The organism is Mesorhizobium sp. B2-2-4 (genome assembly GCF_006442375.1).
Taxonomy (GTDB): Bacteria; Pseudomonadota; Alphaproteobacteria; order Rhizobiales; family Rhizobiaceae; genus Mesorhizobium.
In genome coordinates this window covers 107,988-126,920 of record NZ_VFWB01000015.1, presented here as the reverse complement: position 1 = coordinate 126,920, position 18,933 = coordinate 107,988, and the positions used below count along the sequence as shown (strand labels likewise).

Here is an 18,933-nt window from a genome sequence, read left to right as displayed (position 1 = left end):
TGAACCGCTTCGACGCCAAAACAGAAGCGGACAGATCATGTGCTACCAAACCGGACAACTTGATTAGCTACCGACAGGGGCGGGCCGAACACAATCGGCCCGCCCCCGCCGCCGCCAGGCCTCAGGCGGCGAGCGCGGTTTCGGCCAGCTTCACCCAGTAGCTCATGCCGTGCGGGATGGCCTCGTCGTTGAAGTCATAGGCCGGGTTGTGAAGGCCGGCGGTGTCGCCATTGCCAATGAAAATGAAGGCGCCGGGCCTGGCTTCCAGCATGTAGGAGAAGTCCTCGCCGCCCATCACGGGCTGGATGCCGCGGTGGACATGAGCGTCGCCGGCGACGTTTGCCGCGACGTCGCTGGCAAAAACCGTCTCTTCCGCATGGTTGAAGGTTACGGGGTAGTTCGCCTGGTAATCGACCTCGATCTTCGCGCCGAAGGCCGTGGCCAATCCGTCGCAGATGGCACGAATGCGCTCTTCCGACTTCTTGGCGATTTCCTTGCGCAAGGTGCGCACCGTGCCTGCGATCTCCGCCGATTCCGGGATGATGTTGTAGGCGTCGCCGGCATGGAATTTGGTCACCGACACCACCACCGCTTCAACCGGGTCGGTGCTGCGCGAGGCGATCGTCTGCAGGGCGCCGACCAACTGGCTGGTGATGACGATCGGGTCGATCGTGCCGTGCGGCATCGCCGCATGGCCGCCGCGGCCTTTCACGGTGATGGTGAATTCCGCGGTCGCCGCCATGATCGGGCCCGGCCGGATGGCGAACTGGCCGACCGGCAGGCCCGGCATGTTGTGCATGCCGAACACTTTCGCGATGTCGAAACGCTCCATCATGCCGTCCTTGACCATCTCGTTGCCGCCGCCGCCGCCTTCTTCGGCCGGCTGGAAGATGACCGCCACCGAACCGGCGAAGTTGCGGGTCTCGGCGAGATACTTCGCCGCACCCAAAAGCATCGCCGTATGGCCGTCATGGCCGCAGGCATGCATCTTGCCGGGAACGGTCGAGGCATAGGGCTTGCCGGTGATCTCGTTGAGCGGCAGCGCGTCCATGTCGGCGCGCAGGCCGATGGTGGCGCCTTCGCCCTGGCGGCCGCGAATGATGCCCACGACGCCGGTCTTGCCCAGCCCCGTCACCACATCGTCGCAGCCGAAGGCCTTCAGCTTCTCGGTGACGAAGGCGGCTGTCTTGAAGACGTCGAAATTCAGTTCCGGGGTCTGGTGCAGATGTCGTCGCCAGCCGGCAACCTCGTCCTGCATTTCGGCGGCACGGTTCAGGATTGGCATGATAGTTCCATCTCGCTGTTGGGGCAGGTCCGCTGCCTTGCAATTGTGATCGTCAGGCACTTTGCCATGTTGACGTCACATAGAGTAAATAGCACCGCAACAATGCGGTCCGTTTTTGAGGACGGACTCATTTTGCTGGCGATCGCGTAAATCTTACGGAGCCAGGGGCGACTACGGCAAGAGGCGATTTCGGATTCGATCATGAGGCACAGGCATTTCCTCAAACTATTCTGCGCGGGCGCCGTGGCGTTCTCGGCGCTGGCCGGGCCGGCGCCGGCCAATCCGGTCGTGCTGTTCGACCTGAACAGCGGCAAGATCCTCCAGCATCAGGACGCGTTCAAGCGCTGGTACCCGGCATCGCTGAGCAAGCTGATGACGGCCTATGTGACCTTCCGGGCGATCGCGGCCGGCGAGGTCCGGCTCGATTCGCCGATCAAGGTAACGAAACATTCCGCCGCCGAGCCGCCGAGCAAGATGGGCTTCAAGCCAGGCTCGGTGATGCGGCTCGACAATGCGCTGAAGATGATGCTGGTCAAGTCGGCAAACGATATCGCCATGGCCGTCGGCGAGAATGTCGGGGGATCGCAGGCAGCCTTTGCCGAGCGCATGAACGCCGAGGCGGTCCGGCTCGGCATGAACGGAACGCATTTCGTCAATCCGAACGGGCTTTATTCGCCGGACCAGTACACCACAGCGCGCGACCTGGCCGTGCTGGTGACGGCGATCCGCCGCGAGTTTCCGCAATATGCGCCGTGGTTCTCGATCGAGGGGCTTGCGGTCGGCAAGAAGGCGATCCCCAACTACAACCTGTTGATCGGTCGCTATCCCGGGGCCGACGGCATGAAGACGGGCTTCGTCTGCCCCTCCGGCTTCAACATGATCGGTTCGGCGACCCGCAACGGCCGCACGCTGGTGGCGGTGGTGCTCGGCGAGAAGTCGGCGATCACCCGTGCCGAGGCCGCGGCCAAACTGCTCGACCAGGGTTTCGATACGCCTGCCGCCGGCTCGGCCACCATTGCCACGCTGGCGCCCTACGGCGACACCATCTCGCCCAACGACATGCGTGACGAGATCTGCAAGAAGAAGGCGCCGGCTGAGCAGTCCGAGGCTCCGCCCGTCGTCGCCAAGAACGTGCCGAAATCGCCCTACCAGGAAAAGCTCGACCACGTGCCGACACTGGTTGCCGTGGGGCTTGGCGGCGCGACCGGCCCGACCCCGCTGGCCATGCTCGCCCAGGGCAGCCAGGAATATGCCGACGTGCCTATTCCGACCTGGCGGCCGGACAGACCGGCGCCCGGCGCCGGCCCGACGGTGGCGGGCTCGGCTGCGCAGGGCGACCAACCCGTCAAGGTTGCGAACTAGGCAATGAGTGGTTTTCCCATCCCTGTTTCCGTGCTGACCGGTTTTCTCGGCGCCGGCAAGACGACGCTGCTCAACCGGCTCCTGAAGGACCCGGCGCTGGCCGACACGGCCGTCATCATCAACGAATATGGCGAAGTGGCGATCGATCACCTGCTGGTGGAACAGGCGTCCGACGGCATCATCCAGCTTTCGGACGGCTGCCTTTGCTGCACGGTACGCGGCGAACTGGTCGACACGCTGGCCGATCTGGTCGACCGGCTGCAGACCGGCCGCATCGCCCGCCTTGCCCGCGTCATCGTCGAGACCACCGGCCTTGCCGATCCGGCACCGGTGCTGCAATCGATCATGGCGCATCCGGCACTGGTCCAGGCTTTCCGGCTCGACGGCGTCATCACCTTGGTCGACGCGGTCAACGGCGATGCCACGCTCGACGCCCATGTCGAGGCGGTCAAGCAGGTCGCCGTCGCCGACCGCATCGTGCTCTCCAAAACCGACCTGGTCGCTGGTCCGGATGGACCGGAAGCGCTGCGGACGCGGCTGCGGCAGATCAATCCGGGCGCCGAACTGCTGGCTGTCGACGATGCGAAAAGGAGCGTCGCGGCGCTGTTCGACTGCGGCCTCTACAACCCAGCGACCAAATCCGCCGATGTGCGGCGCTGGCTCGGCGAGGAGGCGACGCATGACCATGATCATCATGATCATGACGGGCATGACCAGGGGCACGGCCACGACCACGGGCACCGGCACGATCAGCGAATCCGCACCCACTCCCTGGTGCATGACGGCCCGGTGCCGTTCTCGGCCATCGAGATGTTCCTCGATCTTTTGCGCTCCACGCATGGCGAGCGCCTGTTGCGCATGAAGGGCGTCATCGAACTCGAGGAAGATCCGTCGCGGCCGCTGGTGGTGCATGGCGTGCAGAAAATCCTGCATCCGCCAGCTCGATTGCCGTCCTGGCCGGACGGCCAGCGCGGCACCCGGCTGGTGCTGATCACGCTCGACATGCCCGAAGACTATGTAAGGCTACTGTTTGCCGCCTTCACCAACCGGCCCTCGATCGACACGCCCGACCGCGCGGCGCTGGAGAACAATCCCTTGGCGATCGCGGGACGCTGACCTTTACGACAGCTATTCGCCGCGCTCGACCAGGAAGCGGTGACCGCCTGATATGGCGGATGTCTCTACGAGATGATGACCAGAGTCGGCGCAGAACGCCGGAATGTCGATAACCGCGAGCGGATCGGTCGTTTCCAGCCAGAGCCGGCTGCCGGGCCGCATCCCGGCCAGCCGCTTCTTCGCCTTCAGCACCGGCAAAGGGCAGTTCAGCCCCTTCAGATCGTAGACGGTGACGTCGGTCACGGCGAAAAATGTCAGCCGCCGAACATGCCGAGCAGCTTGTTCTTCAGCCTCGTCACGCGGCTCTCGTCGGCACTTGCGGCCTGCGTTTCGGCCGGCGGTGCGGGCTCGGCCGGCGCTTCGATCGTCGCGGTGGCGACAGGGGCTTCCTTGGCGGTCTTGGCCGCTTCCTTTTCGGCCAGCGCCTGCGCCTTGGCGGCTTCCTTTTCGGCCAGCGCTTGCGCCTTGGCCTGCTTGGCAGCTTCTATCGCGGCCAGCCGCTGCTCCTCGGCTTTTTGCTTCGCGGCCTTTTCGGCATCGAGCGCGGCCATCTTGCGGCCGGCGGGCGAATCGATGCGGCCCATGCGCGCCGTCTCGGTGACCGAGCCGTCCGAGTTGAGCGATGGCGGGTCGATCGGCACGCGCTCGCCGCGCGCACGGCGCTTGGACCAGTCGGAGACGATGCTGGCTTCCTTGATGCCGGCGATGGTGGGCTTGGGCGCCGGCGTGCTTGCCTTGAGGGCGCCGTTGAACGCAGCCTCATACGTGCTCTGATAAGCACTGTAGGCGCTTTTCAGCGAATCCGGCTGCGTGGACGCAGGGCAGGGGCCGGTCGGATTGAATGTGGTGCCTTCGGGAGCCACCTGGTTGAAGACGTAGCGCTTCTCGCAAACGTCGACTTTCGGCGGTACCTTGGTGATCTCGAAATTGTCGTAGCCGACCTTCAGCATCTTCCAGAATTCGTAATTCGGGTCGTTGCGGTAGCGCGCCATGTTGGCGGCGGTCATGCGGAACGGGAAGGCCTGGATCTGGAACTCGGTCTGGCCGCCCTGGAAGGCATCGCGGCCGAACGCATAGATCTGCTCGATCTGGGCATCGGTCATCGAATAGCAGCCCGAAGACGAGCAGGCGCCGTGCACCATCAGGTTGGAGCCGGTGCGGCCGTTGGCGCGGTCATAGGCATTGGGATAGCCGATGTTGAAGGACAGATGGTAGTTCGAGCGCGGGTTCATCTGCGCCGGACGCACGGTATAAAAACCTTCCGGCGCCTGGCGGTCGCCCTCGGTGTATTTCGGCCCGAGCTTGCCCGACCATTTGCAGATATCGTAGCTGGCGACCATGTCGTAGCGGCCGTTGGTCTTGGCCTTCCAGATTTCGAGCTTGCCCTCTTCCTTGAAGATGCGCGCCATCACTGAGGAGGTGCGCACCATGCCCTTGGCCCTCATGTCGGCCAGGATCTTGTCGGGCAGGGGCTTGTTGGCCTCCGGGGCAAAATCCTTCATCGACGAATCATTGCAGCCGGCGACGGCTATCGCGGTGATGAGAATTCCGGTGCGGGCAAGCTTGGCAAACATGGATAAGGCTACGTCTTCTCTTTCGGGCCAATGGCTTCGAAACGGCCGAGCCCGCATGCTGAACACAGACGGACCGTAAGCCCGTTAACCTTGAAAATTCCTTACCGCAAGCCCCGGCCACCCCTCACGGCAATTCCATTGAACCGAATCCGGCGGCATTTTTGTGGCGAAATTGCTCATCGCCGCCACATTGCCGTGGAGCGTTGCCGTGGAGGCGGCTTGCGGCGGCCCGGTTGAGCCGCCAAATCGTGGTCAGAGGCTGCGGCCCATTGCCAGATACTTCTCGCGGCGCTGCTCGCGAAAATCCATGTTGGCGCCGGCAAAATCCTTCATCGTCCTGGCGATGAGATCGCCCGTCGCGGCAATCACCGTTTCGGGTGCGCGCTGGGCGCCGCCGATCGGTTCGGGAATGATGGCGTCGATGATCTTCAGTTCCAGAAGGTCCTGGGCGGTGATCTTCATGTTGGTCGCCGCGTCCTTGGAGCGCGTCGTGTCGCGCCACAGGATGGAGGCCGCGCCCTCGGGCGAGATCACCGAATAGATGGCATGTTCCAGCATGTAGACGCGGTTGGCGGTGGCGATGGCAATGGCGCCGCCCGAACCGCCTTCACCGATGACAACCGAAATCGACGGCACCTTGAGCGCAAGGCAGGCCGAGGTCGAACGGGCAATGGCTTCGGCCTGGCCGCGCTCCTCGGCGCCGACGCCGGGATAGGCGCCGGCCGTGTCGACCAACGTCAGCAGCGGGATCTTGAAGCGGTCGGCAAGCTCCATCAGCCGCACGGCCTTGCGATAGCCTTCGGGGCGCACCGAGCCGAAATTGTGCTTCAGCCGGCTCGCCGTGTCGGAGCCCTTCTCCTGGCCGAGGATCGCTACCGGTTCGCCGCGGAACCGGGCAAAGCCGCCGACGATCGCCTGGTCCTCGCCGAAATTGCGGTCGCCGGCGAGCGGCGTGAAATCGCTGAACAGGCCCTTGATGTAGTCGACGCAGTGGGGCCTGTCGGAGTGGCGCGCCACCTGCACCTTCTGCCATGGGGTCAATGCCTTGTAGAGATCGCGCAGGGCATCGCGCGACCGCTTCTCGAGCCTGCTGATCTCGTCGGCGACATCGACCGCCTCGCCGTTCTCGGCAAGCTTCTTCAGTTCCAGGATCTTGAGTTCCAGATCCTGCACCGGCTTTTCGAAATCGAGGTAGTTGTACATGCTTGGGCGGACCGATACGTCGGAAGCAAAGACTGGCGGGACCCTGAAATCCGGGGCTCCGGGCGATGGAACGTCGCCCTCACATAGCGATATGAGGTCTAGTCGGCAAGCGGGTGATGATCGTTGACCAGCCGCACCAATCGCTCCTCCAGCACATGGGTATAGATCTGTGTCGTCGATATGTCGGCATGGCCAAGCAGTTGCTGCACGGCCCTGAGATCAGCCCCGTTCTGCAAGAGATGGCTGGCGAAAGCATGGCGAAGCACATGCGGCGAGACCTTGGCCGAGGCAATGCCGGCCCGGGCCGCCAGCCCCTTGAGGTCGCGGGCGAAGACCTGGCGCGAGAGGTAGCCGCTGTCCGACGCGGCAGGAAACAGGAACGGGCTGTCGGCGAAAGCGGGCACGTTGGCCCGGGCGGCGAGCCAGGCCCGCATCGCCGCGCGCGCCTTGGCCGACAGCGGCACCATGCGCTCCTTGTTGCCCTTGCCGCGCACCATGAAGAAACGGTCGTCGCGCTGCGCCACCGTCACCGGCAAGCCGACCAGTTCCGAAACGCGCAGGCCCGTGGCATAAAGCACTTCGACCAGCGCATGCAGGCGCAGCGCCGCCAGCCTGTCGCTCTCGCCAAGCCCGGCATCGCCGGCCTCCTGCGCGGCGCGGTCGATCAGCCGGCCGGTGTCGGCCTCGCTCATGGTCTTCGGCAGCGGGCGGCCTTTTTTCGGGCTGTCCAGCGTGCCGGTCGGGTCGTCGCGGCGCAGGCCCTCGGCGTAGAGGAATTTGAAGAACTGGCGGATCGCCGACAATTTGCGTGCCTGCGATGTCGGGGCGAAGCCGCGTGCGGCGATGTCGTCGAGATAGGCGCGGATGTCTTCGGCGCCGGCGCCGGCAAGACCGCCGGGGATTTCCTGCGAAGCGTCATCGAGGTCGCGGCGATAGGAGGAGAGCGTGTTTTCGGCGGCACCCCGCTCGGCGCTCATCATCTCCAGAAAGGCTTCGATGCGGGCAGCGCTGTTCATTTCCTGAAGTTTTTCTTCGGGCTCAGTTTTTCTTTGGGTTCAGCTTTTCCGGAGGGATGCGCACGCTCATTTCCGCCTTTTTCGGCTCGACGAACATCACCAACGCGAACATCGTACCATAGGCGATGCCCGCCAGAATCGCTGTTATCACGACAAGGCGAAACAGTGTCGGCATCAATCTTCGCCCGTCTTCTTGTTCTGCGTTTCCAAACCCTGTGCCCTTATGGGACGCCAATCCGGCCAATTCAAGCAAGAAGCTGAAGCGCGCCGGCAACTTCCAATGCAGCCGGTTCCTCGCTCGCGGGAGGCCAGCCTGCCTCAGTGCGCTTGACGCAACCGGGCTTTTCATGTCGATACGCCGGCAAAGAGGGCTTCGAGGCTGATGAACGCGCTACCAGCAAATCCTCCGGGCGGGAGCCATGCCGCGCTGCTGGGCAGGCTTGGCGGCCGCTCCATCGTCTTTGTCGGCCTGATGGGCGCCGGCAAGACCGCGATCGGCCGCAAGGTCGCCACCGTGCTGGCGCTGCCTTTCATCGACAGCGACCAGGAGATCGAAAACGTCTCGCGCATGACCGTTCCGGAACTGTTCGAACGCTATGGCGAAACGGAGTTCCGGGCGCTGGAGCAGCGCGTCATCCTGCGCGTGCTGGAAAACGGCCCGCAGGTGCTGTCGACCGGCGGCGGCGCCTTCATGAACGCACAGACGCGCGAGGCGATAGCGGCACATGGCGTGTCGGTATGGCTGAAGGCCGAACTCGACCTTTTGATGGACCGGGTCTCCAAGAAACAGAACCGGCCGCTGCTGAAGAGCCCCGATCCGCGTGGCGTGCTCGAGCGGCTGATGAGTGAACGCTATCCGGTCTATGCGACATCGGACGTCACCGTGCCGACCCGCGACGACCGCAAGGAAGTCATCGCGGCCGAGGTGGTGGAGGCGCTGTGCCGGCATTTCGATATAGCCCAGACCACTCCCGCGGGCGAGGTCGAACCATGAGCGCCGCTGCTGCCGTTGCCGTCGAGGTCGGACTTGGCGAGCGGGCTTACGACATCCTGATCGGGCCGGGGCTTTTGTCGCACGCCGGCGCCGAGATGTCGCGCCGCCTGCCGGGCCGACGCGTCGCAGTCGTGACCGACGAAAACGTCGCGGCGGCGCATCTCCATACGCTGAAGGCCGGTCTGCTCGAGAGCGGCATCGAGCCCGCCGTGATCACGCTGCCGCCCGGCGAGAAAACCAAGAGTTTCGCGCATCTCGAAGAGGTAGTGGACGGCGTCCTGGCCGCGAAGCTGGAACGCGGCGACGTCGTCATCGCCCTCGGCGGCGGCGTCATCGGCGACCTGGCCGGCTTTGCCGCCGGCATCGTGCGCCGCGGCATGAACTTCGTGCAGATCCCGACCTCGCTCCTGGCGCAGGTCGATTCCTCGGTCGGGGGCAAGACCGGCATCAACAGCGCGCGCGGCAAGAACCTGGTCGGCGTCTTCCATCAGCCGAAGCTGGTGCTGGCCGATACCGGAGTGCTCGATACGCTGCCGATCCGCGAATTTCGCGCCGGCTATGCCGAACTCGCCAAATACGGGCTGATCGACCGGCCCGAATTCTTCGCCTGGCTGGAGAAAAACTGGGCCAGCGTGTTCGCCGGCGGACCGGAGAGGGTGGAGGCCATCGCCGAGGCCTGCCGCGCCAAGGCGGATGTCGTTGCCCGCGACGAGTTCGAGACCGGCGACCGCGCGCTCCTCAATCTCGGCCACACTTTCGGCCATGCGCTGGAGGCCGCCACCCGATATGACGGCGCCCGCCTCGTCCATGGCGAGGGGGTCGCCATCGGCATGGCGCTGGCGCATCGCTTCTCGTCGCGGCTCAACCTGGCCAGTCCAGACGATGCGGCGCGCGTCGAGGCGCATCTCAACACGGTGGGACTGCCGTGGCGGATGGCTGACATTCCCGGCGAACTGCCCGACGCCGATGCACTGCTTGGCTTCATCACCCAGGACAAGAAAGTGTCGCGCGGCGCGCTGACCTTCATCCTGACGCGCGGCATCGGAGAGGCCTTCATCGCCAAGGACGTGCCGGCCTCGGAAGTGCTGTCGTTCCTCAGGGAGAACCACCCGAGCGCGACGGAAAGCCGTCCGGGCCGGCAAGGAAGCCGTCCGGACAGGCAAGGAAGCCGTCCGAAATGAACGGGGCCGGCTGGATCGTCGTCGCTTTCCTTGCCGTCCTCATCCTGTTGGCCGTCGCCATGCGCACGCGCCTGCTTGCCGCTTTCGGCTATGAACTGTCGCGCATCGAGCCGCAGCGTTCGAGCGGGGACGAGCTGCGCGGCGCCGTCGACGATTTCCGCCGTGACGGCCAGGTGGTGCGCGAGGAGCGCGATCGCATCGGCGGGTTGTTCGACCTCGAGGAGCTCGAAGTCTCCGACGTCATGGTCCACCGCACCAATATGCGCTCGGTCAACGCCGACAATGCACCGGAAGCCGTGGTGCGCGAGATCCTGCAGAGCCCGCACACCCGCATGCCTTTGTGGAAGGGGTCGCTCGACAACATTGTCGGCGTGCTGCACGCCAAGGACCTGCTGCGCGCCCTCAACGATGTCGGCAACGACTTCTCCAGGATCGATGTGATGAAGATCGCGTCAAAGCCCTGGTTCGTGCCCGATACGACGACATTGCAGGAACAGCTCAACGCCTTCCTGCGCCGCAAGGCGCATTTCGCCGTCGTCGTCGACGAGTATGGCGAGGTCGAAGGGCTGGTGACGCTGGAGGACATCATCGAGGAGATTGTCGGCGAGATCGCCGACGAGCACGATGTCGACATACAGGGCGTCAAGCAGGAGGCGGACGGTTCCGTCGTCGTCGACGGAACCGTGCCGATCCGCGACCTGAACCGGGCGCTCGACTGGGACCTGCCGGACGAGGAGGCAACCACCATCGCCGGCCTGGTCATCCATGAGACGCAGTCGATCCCCGAGGAGAAGCAGGCCTTCACCTTCCACGGCAAGCGTTTCATCGTCATGAAACGCGACAAGAACCGCGTCGCCAGGCTCAGGATCAGGCCGGCAGGCGACAGCTGAACGGTCCATCGTGTCGCAGACACGCACAACCGCGTCATCCCTGATGCTCAACAGTCCTTGGTCGAGCGTTCGCCGACCATTGCGTCGGTGTCGGCGTCGACGGCCGCCAGGCTGACTTCATAGCCCCAGAGATGCCGGATGTGGCGAAGGGTCGCGTCGCGGCTGTCATTCTCCAGCACGACCCCATTCTTCACCTTGTGCTGTAGCCGCAAATGCCGGTCGCCGAGCAGGTCCACGTCCACAACCTGGATGTCGGGCCGGCTCGCGCCCACATCATAGCTGTGGGCCAGCGCGGCGCGTATGTTGTTGTAGCCCCGCTCGTTGTGGATCGATGCGACTTCGTAGTGCGGTTGGTCGGCTCCATCGGCCAGGACGAAGAGCCGCCATTTTCGTATCAAGGTCGGGCTGAGATACTGGCGAATGAAGGATTCGTCGCGGTGGTTGGCCCAGGCGTCGAGCAGCGTCTCAAGCCAGTCGCCACGGCCGGCTATGTCCGGGAACCAGTCGCGATCTTCGGCTGTCGGCTCGGTCGAGATGCGCTGAATGTCCTGCATCATGTCAAGCCCGAGCGCGTAGGGGTTGATGCCGGAAAACCGCTGGTCGTCGAAGGATGGCTGGAAGATCACGTTCGAGTGGTTGCGCAGGATTTCGAGCATCGCGCCTTCGGTGATCCGGCCACGGTCGAACAGCATGTTCATGAGCGTGTAGTGCACGAAAGTGGCGCAGCCTTCGTTCATCACCTGGGTTTGCCGCTGCGGGTAAAAATACTGCGCAATGACGCGGACGATCCTGAGGATCTCGCGCTGCCAGGGTTCGAGGACAAGGCTGTTCTTCTCAAGGAAATAGAGCAGGTTTTCCTCGGGCAGATTGAGCGATTTCTTCCGCTCCGACACGCCTTCATCGCCCGCTTCGGAGTTGTCGGCGTCCTGCGCGGGCGGCAGGGTGCGCCATAAGTCATTGTAGGAGCGCTCCTCGTATTCGAGGCGCTCGCGAAGTCCCTCGCGCTGCTGCTCCGACGACAGTTTCGGCGGCCGGTGATACCGGAACACGCCTTGCTCCATCAGCGCGTGTGCGGAATCGAGAATGGCTTCCACGGCAGCCAGGCCGTGCCGCTCCTCGCACCGGGCGATGTAGCCCTTGGCAAAGTCCAGATAGCTCAGGATTCCTCCGGCATCCGTCCATTGGCGGAAAAGGTAATTGTTCTTGAAGAAGTGATTGTGTCCAAGTGCTGCATGGGCGGTCACCAAGGCCTGCAGCGCCATGGTGTTTTCCTCCATCAGGTAGACGATGCAGGGATTGGAATTGATGACCAATTCATAGGCCAGCCCGCGACCGCCTTTGCGATAGAGAAGCTCGTTGTAAAGGAAATGCTTGCCGAACGACCAATGCCGGTACATCAGCGGCATGCCGACCGACGAGTAGGCGTCGAGCATCTGCTCGGAAGAGATGACCTCCATCTGCACCGGATAGGTGTCGAGATGAAGCTGGTCGACCGCAATCGCCTCGATCTCCTCATAGACCCGCGACAGCTTTTTGAAATCCCAGTCGGATCCGGAGAAAAGCAACCCCGATTTGTTGGCCTGGCCAGCCATCCGGCACCCCTTACGCGCTCTTGGCCATAGCCGGCTGCCTGGCGAAAAGCTGGCGAAATACCGGGTAGATATCGGCCGGAGCGGCGATGCGCCTCATCTGGAAGTTCGGCCATTTTTGCTCGACGGCGCTATAGGCGCGCCAGAGCGAGGTGCCATTTTCGGTCGAGCCGAAAATATGACTTTCGCGTTCGTCGATGATCTCCACATAGGCGAAATACTGGCACAGGCGCATGAGCTTGCCATGGAGCAGTTCTATGCAGCGCTGCGAGTCGGTGGCGAAATTGTCACCGTCCGAAGCCTGGGCGGCATAGATGTTCCACTCCGTGGCCGGATAGCGTTGTTCTATGATGCGTTGCATTTCCTCCAGCGCGGTGGAAACGACCGTGCCTCCGCTTTGCGTGCAGTAGAAGAATGTCTCTTCGTCCACCTCCTGGGCCTCGTGCGTGTGGCGGATGAAGACGATCTCCGTGCGCTCATAGCGTCGGGTCAGGAACAGGTGCAGCAGAACGAAGAAGCGCTTGGCCAAATCCTTCTCGCGCTCGCCCATCGACCCGGAGACGTCCATCAGGCAGAACATGACGGCGCTGGCATTCGGCACCGGCTGCGGGTCGAAGCGATTGAAGCGGATGTCGACGGGATCGACAAAGGCAATACGCTTTCGGCGGCGCTCCAGCCGCTCGAGTTCCTCCCGCAAAGTCAAGATGCGTTCGCGGGTCGCGGCGTTTGGCGGCTTCGATTCCAGTTTGGCGAGCTGCCGGAGGATCGCATCCAGCTCCGGCTGCTTTGGGCGCCCAAGCGCGATACGGCGGGCGTGGCTGTTTCGCATCGTGCGCCCGACATTGATGTTGGTCGGTGATCCTGTTGCCGCAAAACCTGCCCGCCTTGGCTTGAATGCGAGTATCTGCTTGAGATTGAGCTTGACCAGATCCGGCAGTTCGAGATCCTCGAAAAAGAGGTCGAGAACTTCCTCGCGCGAAAGCACGAAGCGAAAGTCGTCCTCGGATGCCGTGTTTCCCGGCGACGAGGAACCTGCGCCGCCCTGCCCGGGTTTGGGCACCAGGTCACCGGGAATGAACGTCCTGTTTCCTGGCAGGATGTGCTGGCGCCGGCCGCTGTCCCTGGCATCGCTGAAGGTCGGTTCGCTGGTGCCTCTGTGAGGCATCGGCACGGCATGCCCGCTGTCCACATCGGCGATCCGGCCCGTCCTTATCTGGTCACGGATGCTCCGCTTGAGTTCTTCCCGCGCGCGCCTGAGAAAGCGCTGGCGATTGCCCAGGTTCTTGTCCTTCGGATTGAGGCGGCGGTCGATGAAGATCGGCATGGAACCATCCGGGCTTTTCTCAGCCCGCCTTGTTCACGCGCATGTACCAGTCGACCAGCCGCCGTACCTGCCGCTCGGTGTAGCCGCGTTGCACCATGCGCTGCACGAATTCATTGTGCCGCTTTTCCGTGACGCTGTCCTGCTTGGAGCCGAAACTGATCACCGGCAGAAGATCTTCGACCTGGCCGAACATGCGCTTCTCGATGACCTCGCGCAGCTTTTCGTAGCTTGTCCATGACGGGTTGCGGCCGTGGTTGCGTGCCCGGGCACGCAGCGTGAACTTGACCACTTCGTTGCGGAAATCCTTGGGGTTGGCGATGCCGGCCGGTTTTTCGACCTGCGACAACTCCTTGTCCAATATCTCGCGATTGAGGATCTGGCCCGTATCGGGATCCTTGTAGTCCTGATCTTCGATCCAGGCATCGGCATAGGCGATGTAGCGGTCGAATAGGTTCTGGCCATACTCGCTGTATGATTCCAGATAGGCCTTCTGGATCTCGTGGCCGATGAACTCGGCATAGCGCGTCGCCAGTTCCGACTTGATGAATTCGAGATAGCTCGCTTCCGTCTCCTTTGGGAACTGCTCGCGCTTGATCGCCTCTTCCAGGATGTACATCAGGTGCACGGGATCCGCCGCGACCTCGTTGGTGTCGTAGTTGAATGTCTGCGACAGGATCTTGAAGGCGAAGCGCGTGCTTACGCCGGTCATGCCCTCGTCGACGCCGGCGGCGTCGCGATATTCCTGAACCGACTTGGCCCGGGGGTCGACCTCCTTGAGGTTTTCGCCGTCATAGGCGCGCATCTTGGTGTAGAGCGGCGAATTGTCGTGCTCGGCAAGACGGGTCGAGACCGTGAACCGGCTGAGAATATCCAGCACTTCAGGTGCGCAGGGGCTGCCGGCCAGCTCGCTCTCGCGCAACAGTTTCTCGTAAATATGCCTCTCCTCGGTGATCCGAAGGCAATACGGCACCTTGACCACCAGGATGCGGTCGAGAAAGGCCTCGTTGTTCTTGTTGTTCTTGAACTGTTGCCATTCCGATTCGTTGGAATGGGCGACGATGATGCCCTGATAGGGGAAGGCGCCGAAATTCTCGGTGCCGTTATAGCTGCCTTCCTGGGTCGCCGTCAGCAGCGGATGCAGGACCTTGATGGGCGCCTTGAACATCTCGACGAATTCGAGCAGGCCTTGCGTGGTCCGGTTCAGCCCGCCGCTGTAGGAATAGGCATCCGGATCGGACTGGCTGAAATCCTCCAATTGCCTGATATCGACCTTGCCGACCAGCGCCGAGACATCCTGATTGTTCTCGTCGCCAGGCTCCGTCTTGGCGATAGCGATCTGGCGCAGCCGCGAGGGCATCAACTTCACCACGCTGAATTTGGAGATGTCGCCAGACAATTCATCAAGCCGCTTGGCCGCCCAGGGCGAGATAATGCCGTTGAGGCGACGCCGGGCTATGCCGTATTTGTCCTCCAGCAGGTCGCCCATGCGATCGGGATGGAACAGGCCGAGCGGCGACTCGAAAATCGGACTGATCTGATTGCCGGCCTTGAGCGTGTAGATCGGGCGTTCCTCCATCAGTTTCTTCAGCCGTTCGGCCAGGGAGGACTTGCCGCCGCCGACAGGGCCGAGGAGATAGAGGATCTGCTTGCGCTCCTCGAGCCCCTGCGACGCATAGCGGAAATAGCCGGCGATGCGTTCGATCGTATCCTCCATTCCGTAGAAATCGGAGAAGGTGGGATACACCTTGACCGTGCGGTTGGAGAAAATGCGGCCGAGCCGCTCGTCCTTGCTGGTGTCGACCAGGTTCGGCTCGCCGATTGCCTCGACCATCCGTTCCGGCGCCGAGGCATACATTGACTTGTCTTCCCGGCAGGCAAGGAGATACTGCTGGAGGCTTATTTCCTCCTGGCCCGCGTTTGCATAAATCTCCGAAAACAGATCGAAGACGTCGGACTGGTTCTCACCCATGATGGTTGCCCTCAGAGCCATTCTGGCTGCCGCCCGGCTCATCTCATTCAACTACCGGGATGCATTGTGGTTCCCTCCACATTGGAGAGAGAGCGTGTATCTGCATCGAACTTGGACAGCACACAGTTACAATGCTCGTCTGATATCTCAGGTGGTGATGGCCAGAGGAGACCGTCAAGGGCAAATATCGATTTCGTGAACCGAACGGCAAAGCGAGTGCATTGATGCGGCTGGTACGGTGTTGAATCGGATCGTTGAGCACTCCCAGTCTAACGGGATGCTCGTGGTGCGTGCGGGCATTCCTCGCCTACATATCGGGCCCAACGATCGGGAGATTGCGATGATCGATCGACGAAGCCTTATTCTGGTCTCCGCGGCGGCGATGTTGCCATTGGGCACATCGGTCGCATGGGGCCAGCGCCAACCCGTGCCGACAACCTTCGATTACGGGCCGGCCAAGCTCGATATCTATGCGCCGGATGGCGCACGCGGATTGCCGGTCGTCTTCTTCGTCCATGGCGGCGCCTGGCGCTCCGGCAAGCGCTCGCAGGTCAACGCGAAGCCGGCCTTCCTGCTCGCCAACGGGTTCTGCCTGGTCTCCATCGACTATCGCATGCTGCCCGAAGCGGAGGTCGCCACCCAGGCCGACGATGTCGAAAAGGCCTATGCCTATGTCCGCGCCAACATTGCCCGGCATGGCGGCGATGCCAGGCGGATCGTGGCCATGGGCCATTCGGCCGGTTGTCACCTCGTTGCGCTGACCGGCATGCGTGGCGGTCTGCCGGGTGTCGCCGCACTGCTTCTCGACGACACCAGGGCCTATGACCTCACCGCGCTTGCCAGGAATGGCGGCATGGCGGGGGCCTATGCGCGGGCCTTCCCCGATCCCGCGCAATGGGCGGCATTGTCGCCGGCCAGTTATGTAGATGGCCGCAAGCACCCACCGACCTTCATCGCCTACTCAGGCGCTTCGGGCCGGGACGGGGACTCCAAGGCGTTCGCCGAGCGCTTGCGCGCCACCGGCACCAAGGTGACGCTGTTCGACGGCAGCGCCTATACGCATATGTCGATCAACCGCGATTTCGGCGAGGATGGCGACGCCTTGACCGGGGCGGCACTGGCATTCCTGAAATCGGCGGTTGGGTGATTGCGGCATCGAAACGGAGCTCTGAACGTCACCGCGAGGAGCGAGGAGGACCGGCCTACCAGCGCGTCTTTTCGCCGGGAGCCGCCGGTTCGATCGCCAGCGCGTGCAGGCCAGCCTTCAATTCGTCGGCCAAAAGCGCGTTGACCGCGCGGTGGCGCTCGATGCGGCTCATGCCGGCAAAATCCTGCGAAACAATGCGGACGCGGAAATGCGTCTCGCCGGTGCCGTCGAACGTAGCCTGGTGGCCGGATTCCACATGATGATGGCCGGCGTGCAGATGGCTTTCGTTGATGACGACCAGCCGCTCCGGCGAAAACGCCTTGCTCAACTTGTCTTCCATGGTTGCCTGTATGGACATTGCCGTCTCCCTTCACCACATATCGCCAGCGGGATCGCGGAAGCCGAACCGACTTCGTTGCATGCCGCGCTTCAACAAAATCGGTCCTTCGCCTGCTTTATGCCGCGATTCAGCGGTTAGGGCGATCATCGCGAAAATGTCAATTCTTGTTTCGCATCTGCGAACGCCCCATAAATGGGTTAGATGAAGCCGTATCCCAAATATTTCGAGAAGATCCGCATCCGCCAGGAGAAGGACGCGGAGCTGAAGTCGCACGCGCCGATCTGCCAGTGGGATGGCTGCAAGGAGGCGGGCACCCATCGCGCTCCGGTCGGGCGCATGAAGGAGGGCGAGTATTTCCGCTTCTGCTTCGACCATGTGCGCGAGTACAACAAGGGTTTCAACTATTTTTCCGGCGTTCCGGACACCGAGGTCGCCCGTTTCCAGAAGGAGGCGATGACCGGCCATCGGCCGACCTGGAAGATGGGCGTCAACGGCGCCTCGACGCGCTCGTCTCCCGATATGGCGCAGATGCGCTCCGGCCGCGCCGGCTACTACAACCGGATGCGCGACCCGTTCGACCTGTTCAAGGGGCCGAAGGATCCCCGGGAGGTGCGCGAGCGCAAGGCCAAGCCGCTTGAGGCCAAGGCGCTGGAAACGCTTGGCCTTGATACAAAGGCGACTGGCAAGGAGATCAAGGCGCGCTATAAGGAACTGGTGAAGCGTCACCATCCGGATGCGAATGGCGGCGACAGAGGTTCGGAAGACCGGTTCCGCGATGTGCTCCAGGCCTATCGCGTGCTCAAGCAGGCGGGTTTGTGCTGAGCGACCCAACGGTTCGTGTCGTTTTCCAACTTTCATAAGGGTGGAAAAGGCTCTAAGACCGCCCCCGGAGAAAATCGATTGCCGGCGAAATCAGTCGTTTCGCCCGTGGAGACGTGGATAGAGATGAACAAGGTCGATCGCGACATCGCCAACCTGCCCGACACCACGGTGTCGGTGAAGGACAAATTCGGCTTCGACTCCAAGATGGTGGTGCCGGCCTATTCGGTCACCAGCGAACATGTGCCCGACATCGATCCCGACTATCTTTTCGACAAGGCGACGACGATGGCGATCCTCGCCGGCTTCGCCTACAACCGGCGCGTCATGGTCTCGGGCTATCACGGCACCGGCAAATCGACCCACATCGAGCAGGTCGCGGCCCGCCTCAACTGGCCTTGCGTGCGCGTCAATCTCGACAGCCATGTCAGCCGCATCGACCTCGTCGGCAAGGACGCGATCGTGGTCAAGGACGGCTTGCAGATCACCGAATTCCGCGACGGTATCCTGCCTTGGGCTTATCAGCACAATGTGGCGCTGTGCTTCGACGAATATGACGCCGGCCGTCCGGACGTGATGTTCGTGATCCAGCGCGTGCTGGAATCGTCGGGTCGGCTGACGCTGCTCGACCAGAGCCGCGTCATCCGTCCGCATCCGGCGTTCCGGCTGTTCTCGACCGCCAACACGGTCGGGTTGGGCGACACCACCGGCCTCTACCACGGCACCCAACAGATCAACCAGGCGCAGATGGACCGCTGGTCGATCGTCACCACGCTGAACTACCTGCCGCACGACAACGAGGTGAACATCGTGCTGGCCAAGGCCAAGCACTATCGCGACGGCAAGGGCAAGGACATCGTCAACAAGATGGTGCGCGTCGCCGACATGACGCGCTCGGCGTTCATCAATGGCGATCTGTCGACCGTGATGAGCCCGCGTACCGTCATCACCTGGGCGGAGAATGCCGAGATCTTCGGCAATATCGGCATGGCGTTCCGGCTGACCTTCCTCAACAAATGCGACGAACTGGAGCGCTCGGTGGTGGCCGAGTTCTACCAGCGCGCCTTCGGCGAGGATCTGCCGGAGAGCGCCGCCAATGTGGTGCTGGGCTAAGCAGAGCCTCG

18 protein-coding genes are annotated in these 18,933 nt (G+C 62.9%); 8 read left to right on the top strand and 10 right to left on the bottom strand.

Annotation, left to right across the window (positions count from 1 at the left end; all coding sequences use genetic code 11):
• Nucleotides 1–121: 121 nt before the first annotated feature.
• Nucleotides 122–1,285, bottom strand: a complete 1,164-nt coding sequence (locus tag FJ959_RS28630) for a M20 aminoacylase family protein (RefSeq protein WP_140513917.1) — start codon at nt 1,283–1,285, stop codon at nt 122–124.
• Between the two features lie 201 nt (nt 1,286–1,486).
• Here FJ959_RS28630 and FJ959_RS28625 point away from each other — a divergent pair, with 201 nt between their 5' ends.
• Together FJ959_RS28625 and FJ959_RS28620 are read left to right on the top strand one after the other, a co-directional pair.
• Nucleotides 1,487–2,647: a D-alanyl-D-alanine carboxypeptidase family protein gene (locus FJ959_RS28625; RefSeq protein WP_140633325.1), complete on the top strand. Its 1,161-nt coding sequence runs from the start codon at nt 1,487–1,489 to the stop codon at nt 2,645–2,647.
• A gap of 3 nt (nt 2,648–2,650) precedes the next feature.
• The gene (locus tag FJ959_RS28620) at nt 2,651–3,763 is read left to right on the top strand and encodes a GTP-binding protein (RefSeq protein ID WP_140633322.1); all 1,113 of its coding nucleotides are present in this window, start codon (nt 2,651–2,653) and stop codon (nt 3,761–3,763) included.
• Nucleotides 3,764–3,775: 12 nt separating this feature from the next.
• On the opposite strand, the gene FJ959_RS28615 is transcribed toward FJ959_RS28620, so the two are convergent.
• The 5 genes from FJ959_RS28615 to FJ959_RS28595 form a co-directional block, all read right to left on the bottom strand.
• Nucleotides 3,776–4,006 carry a sulfurtransferase TusA family protein gene (locus tag FJ959_RS28615; protein ID WP_181168327.1) on the bottom strand — a complete coding sequence of 77 codons (231 nt, stop codon included), beginning with the start codon at nt 4,004–4,006 and terminating at the stop codon, nt 3,776–3,778.
• An 11-nt stretch (nt 4,007–4,017) separates the two neighbouring features.
• A complete protein-coding gene (locus FJ959_RS28610) occupies nt 4,018–5,337 on the bottom strand; it encodes a murein L,D-transpeptidase family protein (protein ID WP_140500750.1) in 1,320 nt (439 codons plus the stop codon).
• A 252-nt stretch (nt 5,338–5,589) separates the two neighbouring features.
• Complete coding sequence (locus tag FJ959_RS28605) at nt 5,590–6,540, bottom strand: acetyl-CoA carboxylase carboxyltransferase subunit alpha (protein WP_140500751.1); 951 nt, start codon at nt 6,538–6,540, stop codon at nt 5,590–5,592.
• Between the two features lie 98 nt (nt 6,541–6,638).
• Nucleotides 6,639–7,556, bottom strand: coding sequence for a site-specific tyrosine recombinase XerD (locus FJ959_RS28600; protein WP_140633319.1), 918 nt, complete (start codon nt 7,554–7,556; stop codon nt 6,639–6,641).
• 22 nt (nt 7,557–7,578) lie between these two features.
• Entirely contained in the window at nt 7,579–7,731 is a 153-nt protein-coding gene (locus FJ959_RS28595) for a histidine kinase (RefSeq protein WP_140500853.1), read from the bottom strand.
• Nucleotides 7,732–7,938: 207 nt separating this feature from the next.
• Here FJ959_RS28595 and FJ959_RS28590 point away from each other — a divergent pair, with 207 nt between their 5' ends.
• From FJ959_RS28590 to FJ959_RS28580, 3 genes are read left to right on the top strand one after another with little or no spacing between them, the layout of a single operon-like run.
• Nucleotides 7,939–8,550 carry a shikimate kinase gene (locus FJ959_RS28590; RefSeq protein WP_140500753.1) on the top strand — a complete coding sequence of 204 codons (612 nt, stop codon included), beginning with the start codon at nt 7,939–7,941 and terminating at the stop codon, nt 8,548–8,550.
• On the top strand, nt 8,547–9,731 hold the full coding sequence (aroB, locus tag FJ959_RS28585; protein WP_140525768.1) for a 3-dehydroquinate synthase: 1,185 nt from the start codon (nt 8,547–8,549) through the stop codon (nt 9,729–9,731). The genes FJ959_RS28590 and aroB overlap by 4 nt, the downstream gene beginning before the upstream one ends.
• On the top strand, nt 9,728–10,621 hold the full coding sequence (locus FJ959_RS28580) for an HlyC/CorC family transporter (protein WP_140500755.1): 894 nt from the start codon (nt 9,728–9,730) through the stop codon (nt 10,619–10,621). Before aroB ends, FJ959_RS28580 begins: the two co-directional genes overlap by 4 nt.
• A gap of 47 nt (nt 10,622–10,668) precedes the next feature.
• Here FJ959_RS28580 and FJ959_RS28575 read toward each other — a convergent pair whose 3' ends face one another.
• The 3 genes from FJ959_RS28575 to FJ959_RS28565 are packed head-to-tail and all read right to left on the bottom strand — an operon-like array spanning nt 10,669 to nt 15,503.
• On the bottom strand, nt 10,669–12,213 hold the full coding sequence (locus tag FJ959_RS28575) for a SpoVR family protein (protein ID WP_140500756.1): 1,545 nt from the start codon (nt 12,211–12,213) through the stop codon (nt 10,669–10,671).
• 10 nt (nt 12,214–12,223) lie between these two features.
• Nucleotides 12,224–13,534, bottom strand: coding sequence for a YeaH/YhbH family protein (locus tag FJ959_RS28570; RefSeq protein WP_140525767.1), 1,311 nt, complete (start codon nt 13,532–13,534; stop codon nt 12,224–12,226).
• A 19-nt stretch (nt 13,535–13,553) separates the two neighbouring features.
• Nucleotides 13,554–15,503, bottom strand: coding sequence for a PrkA family serine protein kinase (locus tag FJ959_RS28565; RefSeq protein WP_140500854.1), 1,950 nt, complete (start codon nt 15,501–15,503; stop codon nt 13,554–13,556).
• 340 nt (nt 15,504–15,843) lie between these two features.
• On the opposite strand from FJ959_RS28565, the gene FJ959_RS28560 reads away from it, so the two are divergent.
• Entirely contained in the window at nt 15,844–16,650 is an 807-nt protein-coding gene (locus tag FJ959_RS28560; RefSeq protein ID WP_140633316.1) for an alpha/beta hydrolase, read from the top strand.
• Between the two features lie 55 nt (nt 16,651–16,705).
• Here FJ959_RS28560 and FJ959_RS28555 read toward each other — a convergent pair whose 3' ends face one another.
• Entirely contained in the window at nt 16,706–17,008 is a 303-nt protein-coding gene (locus FJ959_RS28555; RefSeq protein WP_140560160.1) for a BolA family protein, read from the bottom strand.
• A gap of 183 nt (nt 17,009–17,191) precedes the next feature.
• Here FJ959_RS28555 and FJ959_RS28550 point away from each other — a divergent pair, with 183 nt between their 5' ends.
• Nucleotides 17,192–17,812 (top strand): J domain-containing protein, encoded by a 621-nt coding sequence (locus FJ959_RS28550; RefSeq protein ID WP_140500760.1) that lies wholly within the window; start codon nt 17,192–17,194, stop codon nt 17,810–17,812.
• Between the two features lie 123 nt (nt 17,813–17,935).
• Nucleotides 17,936–18,922, top strand: a complete 987-nt coding sequence (cobS, locus tag FJ959_RS28545; protein WP_140500761.1) for a cobaltochelatase subunit CobS — start codon at nt 17,936–17,938, stop codon at nt 18,920–18,922.
• Nucleotides 18,923–18,933 lie beyond the last annotated feature (11 nt).